The organism is Streptococcus pyogenes, from assembly GCF_002055535.1.
Taxonomy (GTDB): domain Bacteria; phylum Bacillota; class Bacilli; order Lactobacillales; family Streptococcaceae; genus Streptococcus; species Streptococcus pyogenes.
Window position 1 is genome coordinate 554999 of record NZ_LN831034.1, and the last position, 12664, is coordinate 567662.

Genomic DNA, 12664 nt, shown 5'->3' on the forward strand with positions numbered 1-12664 from the left:
AAGGAGACTAAATGGGGAATATAGGTGATTTGGTAGCAACAGCTACATTAGACATATCGCCCTTTATGTCAAACACAAGAAACCTAAAAACCTACATGAAAGGCTTAGATAACTCGTTAAAAGCAGTTGAAAAGAGCTTTCAAGGGCATGGCGGGCGGATTAAAGGTCTTAAAGCGGTCTATGCTGAAACAGGTAGTGCATTAAAAGGTTACCAAGAATTACTAAAAACTCAGTCACAAAAATATAGCGACCTAAAAAAAGAGATAGGTGATGTTAATAACGCTACTGCTGAGCAAAAACAAAAATTAATTGGCGCTAAATCAGCCATGCTAGAAACAGCAGCGCAAGTGGCGGAATTGCAAAACAGATTACGAGCTTTAGCCACTGAAACTAGCGTCTTTACAAGATTTGGTAAAGCTGCTGAAAGAATTGGCGGGAAGATGAAGTCATTCGGCGATTCTGTCGCCGGTGTAGGTGCTGCATTTACAAGAGGAGTTACAGCTCCGATTGTTGCAGGAGCTGGTTATGCTATTAAAGCGGCTGTCGATTATGAATCTGCTTTTGCCGGTGTCAAGAAAACCGTGGATGAAACGGCGACGGTATCCTATGCTAAGTTGTCGCAAGGCATTAGACAAATGGCCAAAGAGTTGCCAGCCAGTGCTGTTGAAATCGCTCACGTTGCAGAAGCAGCAGGTCAATTAGGAGTTAAGACAGGAGATATTCTTAGTTTCTCTCGTACAATGATTGATTTAGGAGAATCTACCAATTTATCCGCAGAAGAAGCGGCGACGTCTATTGCTAAAATTGCAAACATTACAGGTCTGGCTTCATCGGAGTATTCTCGCTTTGGTAGTGCTGTTGTCGCGTTGGGTAATAACTTCGCAACAACTGAACGAGACATCGTAGCGATGACAAACCGTATCGCCGCGTCTGGTAAGCTTGCAGGCTTAACAAACCAAGAAATGCTTGCCTTAGCAACTGCTATGTCAAGCGTTGGTATCGAGGCGGAAGCTGGTGGTACAGCAATGACTCAATCATTATCAGCTATTGAACGTGCAGTCGCATCTGGAGGCGATAATTTAAATAAATTTGCTCAGATAGCTAACATGTCCTCAGCCGATTTTGCTAGAGCGTGGAAAGAAAAGCCAATTGTCGCATTGCAAGAGTTTATTAAGGGGCTTGGTCAACTTGATAAAAAAGGCGAAAGTGCCACAAAAGTACTTGATGAGTTAGGATTAAGCGGTATTCGCCAGTCTAACATGTTGAAATCATTAGGTTTAGCATCTGAAACATTAGGCAAGGCACTTGGAATTTCCAATAAGGCTTGGAAAGAAAACACGGCGTTGACTGACGAAGCTAACAAACGTTACGAGACAACAGAGTCTAAGCTGAAAATGCTTAAAAACGAAGTCAATGATGTAGCCATAGAATTTGGTGGTCCTTTGGTTGACGCTCTGAGAAACGGGCTCGAAGCAGGGAAGCCAATCATCCAAATGGCGGCTGACTTAGCTAAACAATTTAACTCGCTCGACAAAGAGCAACAACAGCAAATTATCAAGTGGGGACTTATTGCAGCCGCCGCTGGGCCGGCTTTATCTATTTTGGGTAAGGGTATTGGTGTTATCGGCGGAACCATTCAAGCTATCGGCAAGATGAGCAAAGGAATTGGTGCTTTATCTGGTTGGCTACGCACGTTTAAAGCCGGTGCAGTAGCAGCAAGTGTTGGAGCTGAAGCTGCCACAGCTTCTATGGGCAGTTTGACTGGCGCGGTTGCCTTATTAAGCAACCCGGTAACGTGGGGTGTTTTGCTAGGTGGCGCAGCTGTTATTGGTATTGGTTTAATTGCTGATAGCATGTATAAAGCCCAAAAACGCACGGAAGAGTGGGGAACCGCTGTTTCCGCGACAGAAGCAACTGCACTAAGTAACTTTAAGAAAAAAGTTGACGAAACTAACACTTCTTTGCAAATGTTCGAGGCAGGCGCAGGTAGCGTTAAGAAAGTGACTGAAGCTTTTGATGATTTGGTCGGAAGTATTGAAAAGTTAGCTCAATCAAAATTAGATAAGAATATAAACTTAGCTAAAAAATTAGGATTGTCAGAAGAAACCATAAATGCTTTGAAATCCAAAACTGAATCAGTAGTTAACAATGTTAAAAGCATGAACACCCAGATTAAAGCAATCATGGAGAAGCACAATGGTGACATGAGCCAGTTGTCAAGCGCTGAAAAAGAACTTGTTTTGCGAAATCAGAGAGAAATGATTATTGCTCAACTTGATTTAATGAAGTTTTCTGCATCAGAAAAGAAAGCTTTAACAGCAGCTTTGAATAACGAGTTAGATGCGCTAAATGCAAGGCAGTTGGAAAAAGTATCTGAAAACACTGTTAAGATGCTCGATAAAGAAAATTCTGCATATAAAACAAAAAAAGCAGAGTTAAAAGAGATTTTGAAGCAATTTGGCAGCGACACTAGTAAATTGAGTGCTGAAGAGTTGGCTGCTAGACAGGAAGTTTTGAATAGACTTACCGAACTTAATATGCAGCACAACCTAAAAACCAAAGCTTTGAATGATCAGTATCTTGCTATTCAGAGGGAGCGTGTCCAACGGTTAAAAGAATCTGGCAAAAGTCAAGAAGAAATCCACCAAGGGATAAGCCAAATGGCATCAGATATGGCACAAAAGCTTGGTATTAGCTACGATGATGCTTATCGTAAACTAGCCTATTACACCGAAAAATCTGGCGAAACGTTGAAAGTTTTATCACGTAATACCGCTAATGCCACGGCAGAGGTTGCAGCTGCTAACGCTCAATGGGATAGTTTGTTTACGAGCGACAACCCACAACAAAGTTTAAATGAATTGTTATCAACGGCAGAAGGTTGGAACAGTTTTGAAATCATGGTTAAGAACGCTGATGTTGAACCGACGGGGAGAGCCGCACTTGCTGAAATGCTAGTAGCTGGTGGCCAATGGCAAAACATGACGTTAGAACAGAAAAAATTGGTTGTGGATGGTCAACAGGCTATGCTTGAAATCTTTGATAGCAAAGAATTACTAGCACAATGGCAAGCGTTGACACCGGAAGAAAAAGTTCTGTTAGCGAAAAACTTAACACAAGAACCAACTATGTCCGCTCAACAAGCTCTTGATAGCGTTAAACAAACAGTACCTGCTGATGTGAATGCTACGGATAAAACAGCTGGTGATACTCAGTCGGCGCAAAGTAAGATTGATAATGTCAAGCAGAAAGCGCCAGCCGATGTGAAGGCATCGGATAAGACTGGACCAGATGTTGCAAGCGCCAATAGGGCAGTCAATAGTCCTAAACAAAATAGTCCAGCTGTTATCAGAGCACAAGATAACGCAAGCGGCGTTGCAGAAAATGTTATATGGTCACTGGCTAGAATCCCAAGAAGTGTTACAACAACCATTACAACGTTTGTCCGTAAGATTTTCGGACATGAAAAAGGAACTGATTTCCACCCCGGCGGTCTAGCTATGGTCAATGACCAAAAAGGGGCGCTATATAGAGAGTTAGTTACCTTACCGACTGGAGAATCATTTATCCCAACTGGTCGAAACGTTATCCTCCCTCTACCGAGAGGGTCAAAAGTTTTAAAGGCCAGCCGAACAAAACAGTTATTCCCGCACTATGCAAATGGAATAGGTTTTGATGATACAAAAATCGCTAGCTTAACAACTCGTCTTAAATCTGTGCAAGATAAAGGAACTGTAGTCGTTAACGCTGATCCACAACTTGCCGAGTTGATTAAGCTGCTTAAAGACAGAGATGACAGAAATGTCACAAACAACTATACACTAAACGCTACTAATAGCAGTAGTTCAGAAGATATGTTTAGTCAAGAAAACATGAGACGGCTACTCAGAGAATTAGCTTACTACACAAAAGGTGAAGAAGGGAGGTTAGCTTAGTGAGATACATTGAGTTTAACGGCACTAAAAGCGATAGTCTAGGTTTGTTACTAGAACGCGAGCGGTCTATTAAGTCAACGAGCAACGATGTCAATTTAATAGAAGTCGATGGTCGTGACGGTGTACTTATTAAAGACAACGAACGCTTAAAAGCGGTTGAGCAAGACTTTCCTTTTTCGCTGGTTGGTGACGTGACTGCCAATCAACAAAAAATAAGTGAATGGTTGCACGTCAAAGGTTGGCATGACTTAGCTTTGTCTTGGGACAAGGACTATATCTATCGGGCTAGTGTTGTCAATCTTTTTGAGATAGACGAGATTCTAAAACAATTCGGCAGACTGAAAATCAACTTCTTAATCCACCCTATCAAATACTTAAAAACGGGTAAGCAAGAGGTGTCTCTCGTTAATGGTAGTACTCTACAAAATCCCGGCAATGTTCAGGCTAAACCTATCTTAAAAATCAAAGGTATAGGCAATGGGGTTTTAACCATTAATGGCTTTAAGACAGGGCTGGAAAATGTGCAAGGAGAACTCGTCATAGATATGGAGAGGCATCTGGTCTATAAAGATGTCTTGTCGGCTTGGGATAATATCGTGCGGACAGAGCGCCACCGCATGCCGTTATTTGACGTTGGACAAAATAAAATCTCGTGGACTGGTAGCTTTACAATTACCGCAGTGCCAAACTGGGGGGTTAAAGTATGATACCAGTTTTGTATGAGTCTAAGGAAACCAAGTTTAGGACTTTTGGTCTCGGTGAGATTGCGGATGCTTATGAGGTTAAAGCCACTCGTGAGCGCAATGGTAATTACTCACTGTACATCAAATATCCGCTAGATGGTGTCTTTGCCTCAGTTTTTAAAGAGGAAATGAAGATTAAGTCTGACGCTGGTCGTAGAACCAAATGGCAGACTTTTGAGATTAATCGGGTACTACGAAATAGTAAAGACCACATCGAGATTTTTGCGCGTCATATCTCTATGCGCACACAGGATATTGCTTTAAAACCGTTTGTAAACGGTGCGAGCGTAGGAGCCGAATCAGCTTTAGAAATCTGGAAGAAAAACCTTGTCGGTGATGATACTTTTGATGTTAAAAGCGACATCTTAACGCTTGGCAGCTTTAACTGGGAAGCTGATAAAATCGGCAATGCCCGTGGTGCTCTAGGAGGTGTCGCTGGCTCTATCCTAGATGTTTACGGTGGTGAGTACGAGTTTGACAACCGTACAATCATCTTACGCAAGCAAATGGGGCGTAAAGCTCCCACGGTATTGGAGTATGGCCGTAATATCGTCAGCGTAGAGGAGGAGCGCTTGCTAGATGGCAATTACACCTCTATCTATCCTTACGTAAGATATACGCCACAACCAAAACCGCAAGAGGAAACCCCTGGTAAGCCGCATGTAGGCGAGCATAAACAACCCGAAGAACAGTTGGTGACGCTGCCCGAGTTTATCCTAGATGGTCAGTATCTCAGCTTATATGCTCAGCGCAGAATCCAAATGGTTGATTTATCAAGTCATTTTAACGATGACAAAAATAAAAAAGAGCCAACGATCGAAGAAATCCGAAAGCTGGCTCAGAAATACCTTAAGGATAATAACGTTGGTGCACCAAAAGTCAGCATTGAGGTTGATTATATTGACTTGTCACAAACGCTTGACTATCAAGATTTTAGAGTCATGGAAGAGGTTGAGCTTTGCGACATTGTACCACTTTATTATCCAAAGTTTGGCATCACAACTGAGTCTGAAAAAGTCGTTGAGATTGTCTATGACGTCTATACAGATAGCAATCACACTATCAAATTAGGTACGATTGGTCAATCAATCTCTAAAAGTTTGACTGGTGGTGTTTCTGAACGTATTAATGCGTTGGAAAATAATCAAAAGGTAATTACTAACAACCAAAAACAATTTGAACTCAATCTGCCTAAATACCTCAATGACATCAATGGTAAACGCGTTTGGTACGAAAAACCAGATGACAATATTGAGCACAAGATAGGTGATTACTGGTTCGAAAAAAATGGTAAGTATCAGCGCACTTGGATTTGGGATGGCCATCAATGGGTCAAGGTACTAGATACAGAGGATTTAAACCCTAACCAACGGGCCTTTGACGAGGCAATGGCTGAAATCGAAAAAGCCAAAAAAGCGCAAGAAGAAATCAACCAGCGCACTGACAAAGAACTCGATGAATTTCGTGAAACTCTCAAAAACCTAGCTTTGCCAGAGGAAGCCATCAAGAAAATAACCGAAACTATCAAAGTTGATGACATCCCATCAATTAAACAAAGCTTTGATGACCTAAAAAATAGAGTGAGTGAGACAAGCGAAGAATCTCGTTTAACTGCCGAAATTTTAGGGAATAACGGTAAGACCCGCTACAACAAAAACCTCTTGGTTGGCGACCCTAACCGTGTTAAAAAAATTGATGAGGATTTTATCGAGATAGAGGCCAATGACGGTGGTTTTAAACGCGGTGAGACATACACGATAAGCTTTAGTCAGACTTGTGAGCTGCTCCAAAAAGTGGCTGTCACGCTGACACAGGCTAACAACAAGGGAGTTAAGTTAGTGCTGACACCAACTAAAGCAAAAATGGAGTCGCAGACCTTTGACCTCACTAAAGATAAAGAGGTTATCAGTGTTTATCCGTTTAGCTACACAGTGCTTGTAACCAGCGACTGGTATAAATCTAAGCAGATAGATTTAAACGCGTCGGAGGTGAAGGAATTGGCTCTGGAGATGGATTATAAAGAGATTGCAGATGCCAAAGGTGCAACTATCACAGGGGCATGGTCAGACAGTCCACAAATTATATTAGACGGAGGTAAAAAATGAGTGAAAATATACCGCTGCGAGTCCAATTTAAGCGGATGACTGCTAGCGAGTGGGCTCGTAGTGATGTCATCTTACTGGAGAGTGAGATAGGCTTTGAGACAGACACAGGTTTTGCCAGAGCAGGTGATGGCCACAATCGATTTAGTGAACTTGGATACATTAGCCCACTCGATTACAATCTACTGACTAACAAACCAAATATCGATGAATTAGCGACAAAAGTCGAGACCGCTCAGAAACTACAACAAAAAGCAGATAAAGAGACCGTCTATACAAAAGCTGAATCGAAGCAAGAGCTTGACAAGAAATTAAATCTCAAAGGTGGCGTTATGACAGGTCAACTAAAATTTAAGCCAGCCGCCACTGTTGCTTATTCCTCGTCAACGGGTGGAGCGGTCAATATTGACTTGTCGTCTACCAGAGGTGCTGGTGTTGTTGTCTATTCTGACAATGATACCAGTGATGGGCCGTTAATGAGCTTGCGGACGGGTAAAGAGACCTTTAATCAATCGGCGCTTTTTGTCGATTATAAGGGGACAACAAATGCCGTTAATATTGCGATGCGTCAGCCAACCACCCCCAATTTTTCATCGGCGCTTAATATTACTAGCGGCAATGAAAATGGTAGTGCAATGCAGCTACGAGGGTCAGAAAAAGCGCTAGGAACGCTAAAAATTACTCATGAGAACCCAAGTATTGGAGCGGATTATGATAAAAATGCGGCAGCGTTATCCATTGATATTGTCAAAAAGACAAACGGTGCAGGAACAGCCGCTCAGGGAATCTACATTAACTCAACCTCAGGCACGACAGGGAAGTTGCTTAGGATTAGAAACCTTAGTGATGATAAGTTCTACGTCAAGTCTGACGGTGGTTTTTATGCCAAGGAAACTTCGCAGATTGATGGCAACCTGAAACTCAAGGACCCCACAGCGAATGATCATGCGGCAACTAAAGCTTATGTTGATAGTGAAGTCAAAAAATTAAAAGCACTCTTAATGGATAAGCAAGTGTAAAGAGGAGGAAATATGAGTAGAGATCCAACGTTGACATTAGACGAGTCAAATCTCGTTATTGGTAAGGATGGACGTGTGCATTACACATTTACCGCAGAGGACGACAACCCAAAAGTCAGACTAGCTAGCAAGTGTCTAGGCACAGCGCATTTTAATCAGCTCATGATTGAGCGAGGAGACCAAGCTACTAGCTATGTTGCGCCAGTAGTAGTTGAGGGTACAGGTAATCCGACTGGACTATTTAAAGACCTCAAAGAGATTAGCTTAGAGCTGACAGATACTGCTAATTCCCAGCTTTGGTCAAAAATTAAGCTGACTAACCGTGGTATGTTGCAGGAATACTACGACGGTAAGATCAAGACCGAGATAGTCAACTCCGCCAGAGGTGTCGCTACACGTATCAGCGAGGATACTGATAAAAAGCTAGCGCTCATCAATGATACCATTGATGGTATCAGGCGTGAGTATCGAGATGCTGATAGGCGCTTATCCTCAAGTTACCAGTCTGGCATTAACGGCCTAAAAGCTCAACTAGCCAATGATAAAATCGGTTTACAAGCTGAGATACAAGCAACCGCTCAAGGATTATCACAAAAGTATGATAACGAGCTAAGACAGTTATCGGCTAAGATCACAACAACCTCAAGCGGCACTACAGAGGCCTACGAGAGTAAGCTTGCGGGCTTACGTGCTGAGTTTACTCGTAGTAATCAAGGCATGAGGATAGAGCTCGAGTCTCAAATCAGCGGACTAAGAGCTGTACAGCAGTCAACAGCTAGCCAAATCTCACAAGAGATTAGAGACAGGACAGGAGCAGTCAGTCGTGTGCAGCAGAGTTTGGAGAGTTACCAAAGGCGTTTGCAGGATGCGGAAGATAATTACAGTAGCTTAACCCATACAATTAGAGGTTTGCAGAGTGATGTGGGGTCCCCGACTGGTAAAATCCAATCACGCCTTACTCAACTAGCAGGACAAATTGAGCAGCGGGTTACTAGAGATGGTGTCATGAGTATTATTAGTGGCGCTGGAGACAGCATTAAATTAGCTATCCAAAAGGCTGGCGGCATTAATGCCAAAATGTCTGGTAATGATATTATCTCAGCGATTAACTTAAACTCCTACGGAGTAACAATCGCAGGTAAACACATCGCTCTCGATGGCAATACGACTGTCAACGGCACCTTTACCACAAAGATAGCAGAGGCTATCAAAATCAGAGCTGATCAGATTATTGCAGGCACGATTGACGCTGCTAAGATTAGAGTGATTAACCTTAACGCAAGTAGTATCGTTGGTTTAGACGCTAACTTTATCAAAGCTAAAATTGGCTATGCTATCACTGATTTGCTCGAGGGCAAAGTCATCAAAGCTCGTAATGGCGCTATGCTTATCGACCTTAACAGCGCTAAGCTTGATTTTAACAGTAACGCGACCATCAACTTTAACAGCCGAGATAACGCTCTAGTGCGTAAAGACGGTACACACACTGCCTTTGTACACTTTAGTAATGCCACACCAAAAGGTTATACAGGTTCGGCACTATATGCCTCTATTGGTATCACCTCATCTGGTGATGGGGTCAACAGTGCGTCATCTGGACGTTTTGCGGGTATGCGTTGCTTTAGGCACGCTACAGGCTACAACCACACTGCGGCAGTCGACCAGACAGAAATTTATGGTGATAGTGTACTTATTGCAGATGACTTTAACATCAATAGAGGCTTTAAGTTTAGACCAGACAAGACGAAAAAAATCCTTGATATGAACAACTTGTATGATGCTGTTGTTGCACTCGGACGTTGCTGGGGACATCTGAGGAATGCCGGGTGGGATACCGCTCGCAGCAATTTTATAGCTGCTGTCACTAGAGAGTTGAGTAATTACATTGATATTATTTAAAAGGAGACAACATGGATTTAACACTAAAAAATAAAGACTTAAACACGTTTTATAGCGTACTTGACAAAATCAAAATCACTAATATGCGTGCCAACCGTGGACGTGCCAAGCTACTGGCAAAAGTGGTCGATAAAATCAACGAGTACGCCAAGGATGAGGCTGACATTATTGACTTGTACGCTCTAAAAAATAAAGACGGCAAGTTTGTCATCGACGAGCATAAAAATATCAAGATTGAGGACCCAAAAAAAATCGACGAGCTCAACGACTTACTGACAGAGCTTGGTAATGAGGACATCACTATCAAAGGCCATGAGTATTCAAAACGCTTTATCGATTTCTTGGAATATCTAGCCGAATCAGAAGATGAATTTACATCAGAGGAAATCGTCTTAATTGATAATATTTTGGAACAATTTGAAGAAAGTAAAGGAGAATAATTATGCGCAATTGGAAAGTAACAGGGAAATATCCACAATATGACAGCACAGGAGCAGTCGCAAGCACACACATCATTATCACAGCAGAAGATGGCGCTGTTATCCCACAACTGATCAAGCAAGACTTAACCTCAACTAATGACACAGAGATTATCAAAGCCGCTTTGGAAGAATTTAAAAAATCCGAATATGTCGAAATCGCTATGGGCGAAGCAGTCCAAAAAGTTGATGACTTGGAAAAAATCTCACAAGAAACCGCTAAGACTGCTAAAACAGCCCAAACAGCCGCTGGACTAGCTAAGGTGTCCGCAGAGCGTACACAGCGGATGATTAACTTGCAAACCATCCACGTATTGACAAGTGGTGGGAAAGTTGAACCTGATATCTACAAAGGTATGTTAGAGCTAATCGAGCCAGCCAAAAAAGGTGAGTATCAAGCTTATGACGTGTTTACGGTGGTTGACAGTACTAAAGAGGAAGATGGTGAAGCAGGCGAAGGGAACTTAGTCTTTGTACATGTTAACGAGCCATTTACTTATGAGGCACAGACCTTAGAGGAGCTTGAGTCAGAGGACAAAGTAACAGTCATCAAATATGCGGAATTAGTTAAACAAGATTAGGGGTGGTTAGATGCACTTTGATTTATTGCAGATAGGAGCTGCGTGTACCGCTCTCTTGTCTATCTTGGGTGTTTGGGGATTTATCGTCAACCCCTTTAAAAAAGCCATGGAAGCTAATGAGTTTGCCATGGCTCAGCTCAAGGACTCAATTAAGGAGTTAGCTTATGAGCTTAAAAACCTTGATCGTGACCGTGAGATTACCAAAAAAATTATCGATCGCCACGAAGAGCGTTTAGGGCGTGTCGAAGACGAAGTTATTATCAACAAAGAACGTATTATTACGCTATTTAAAAAAGGAGAAGAAAAATGAATAAATGGTTTAAAAAAGTAGCAATCAAAACAATCAAAACAATGGCACAAACAGCTGTTGGTCTTATCGGGTCAAGCGTGTTGATTACGGATATTAACTGGCCAACGATGTTGTCAGCGGTATTACTATCAGGACTAACTTGTGTCCTGATGAATGTGTCACAAATTAAAGAAGAGGAGTAACCATGAGAAAAGCAATCACACAACTAGCCGTCATCATAGCTATCATAGTGCTATATTTTCCACTGGCCGTGATTGCTTTGATTTTGGCTCCATTTATAGGAGAGGATGATAGATGGCATTTTTAGACAAAATAAAAAGCGCAGTTATCGCAGAGTGGCACACTCATAAGATTTTGCCATCTCTGACAGCTGCTCAAGCCATTTTAGAGAGCGGGTGGGGCAAGTATGCTCCACATAATGCTTTGTTTGGTATCAAGGCAGATAGCTCTTGGACTGGTAAGTCATTTAATACAAAAACTCAGGAGGAGTACCAGCCTGGTATCGTCACGGATATTGTGGACCGATTTAGGGCCTATGATAGTTGGACTGACAGTATTATTGATCATGGCAAATTTTTAAACGATAATCCACGCTACAAAGCAGTTATCGGTGAGACTGACTATAAAAAAGCTTGTTACGCTATTAAAGCAGCTGGATACGCTACGGCAAGTAGCTATGTCGAACTTTTAATCCAACTGATTGAGGAAAACGACTTACAAAGTTGGGATAGAGAAGCTCTTAAAAATAATAAGGAGGAAACGATGACAACCGCAAACGAAATTGTACAATACTGTGTTAACCTTGCTAATTCAGGCATGGGTGTTGACAAAGACGGTGCTCACGGGACGCAATGCTGTGACTTGCCTTGTTTTGTCGCTAAAAATTGGTTTGGTGTTGATCTTTGGGGCAATGCGATTGATTTATTAGACAGCGCAAGTGCGCAAGGCTGGGAAGTCCATCGTATGCCAACAGAGGCAAACCCAAAAGCAGGCGCTACATTTGTCCAATCAGTGCCGTATCATCAATTTGGACATACGGGAATTGTTATCGAGGATAGTGACGGTTACACCATGCGCACTGTCGAGCAAAACATTGATGGCAATCCTGATGCTTTGTATGTCGGTGCACCAGCTCGTTTTAACACTCGTGACTTTACTGGCGTGATAGGTTGGTTTTACCCCCCATATCAAGGGGATACAGTCACGCAACCAGTCAGAACCGAGCCGCAAACGTCTGACACTATCGTAGAGATACCAAAAACAGGTACTTTTACCCTAGATGTCGCAGAGATTAATATTAGACGTTGGCCAAGCCTAGCCAGTGAAGTAGTAGGTAGCTATAAGCAAGGCGATACCGTTAGCTTTGATAGTGAGGGCTACGCTAATGGCTATTACTGGATTAGCTATGTTGGAGGTTCAGGTATGCGTGACTACCTAGCTATTGGACAGACTGATAAAGACGGGAACCGCATCAGTATTTGGGGTAAATTAAATTAGATAAGACAAATGCCCTCGCTTTTTGCGGGGGCTGTTTTTTGGTATCCTAATCAAGATGTAGTGTTAGCTAACTTTTTAGCTAACAAGATATAGTACTTG

10 protein-coding genes are annotated in these 12664 nt (G+C 42.3%); all 10 read left to right on the top strand.

Annotated elements, in window-relative coordinates; genetic code table 11:
• Positions 1 to 11 precede the first annotated feature (11 nt).
• Entirely contained in the window at positions 12 to 3935 is a 3924-nt protein-coding gene (locus B6D67_RS03070; protein WP_029714351.1) for a phage tail tape measure protein, read from the top strand.
• The gene (locus B6D67_RS03075) at positions 3935 to 4642 is read left to right on the top strand and encodes a distal tail protein Dit (protein WP_014411854.1); all 708 of its coding nucleotides are present in this window, start codon (positions 3935 to 3937) and stop codon (positions 4640 to 4642) included. The genes B6D67_RS03070 and B6D67_RS03075 overlap by 1 nt, the downstream gene beginning before the upstream one ends.
• Positions 4639 to 6783, top strand: coding sequence for a phage tail spike protein (locus B6D67_RS03080; RefSeq protein WP_046735273.1), 2145 nt, complete (start codon positions 4639 to 4641; stop codon positions 6781 to 6783). The genes B6D67_RS03075 and B6D67_RS03080 overlap by 4 nt, the downstream gene beginning before the upstream one ends.
• Positions 6780 to 7799: a hyaluronidase HylP gene (gene hylP / locus B6D67_RS03085; RefSeq protein WP_029714406.1), complete on the top strand. Its 1020-nt coding sequence runs from the start codon at positions 6780 to 6782 to the stop codon at positions 7797 to 7799. The genes B6D67_RS03080 and hylP overlap by 4 nt, the downstream gene beginning before the upstream one ends.
• 12 nt (positions 7800 to 7811) lie before the next feature.
• The gene (locus B6D67_RS03090; RefSeq protein ID WP_046735272.1) at positions 7812 to 9698 is read left to right on the top strand and encodes a gp58-like family protein; all 1887 of its coding nucleotides are present in this window, start codon (positions 7812 to 7814) and stop codon (positions 9696 to 9698) included.
• A gap of 11 nt (positions 9699 to 9709) precedes the next feature.
• Positions 9710 to 10138 (top strand): DUF1617 family protein, encoded by a 429-nt coding sequence (locus B6D67_RS03095; protein ID WP_011018112.1) that lies wholly within the window; start codon positions 9710 to 9712, stop codon positions 10136 to 10138.
• Positions 10139 to 10140: 2 nt separating this feature from the next.
• Positions 10141 to 10758, top strand: a complete 618-nt coding sequence (locus B6D67_RS03100; RefSeq protein ID WP_029714007.1) for a DUF1366 domain-containing protein — start codon at positions 10141 to 10143, stop codon at positions 10756 to 10758.
• 10 nt (positions 10759 to 10768) lie between these two features.
• Positions 10769 to 11068, top strand: a complete 300-nt coding sequence (locus B6D67_RS03105) for a hypothetical protein (protein WP_011018110.1) — start codon at positions 10769 to 10771, stop codon at positions 11066 to 11068.
• Complete coding sequence (locus B6D67_RS03110) at positions 11065 to 11250, top strand: holin (RefSeq protein WP_011184796.1); 186 nt, start codon at positions 11065 to 11067, stop codon at positions 11248 to 11250. Before B6D67_RS03105 ends, B6D67_RS03110 begins: the two co-directional genes overlap by 4 nt.
• A gap of 112 nt (positions 11251 to 11362) precedes the next feature.
• Complete coding sequence (locus tag B6D67_RS03115; RefSeq protein ID WP_046735271.1) at positions 11363 to 12565, top strand: glucosaminidase domain-containing protein; 1203 nt, start codon at positions 11363 to 11365, stop codon at positions 12563 to 12565.
• The last annotated feature ends 99 nt before the right edge of the window (positions 12566 to 12664 follow it).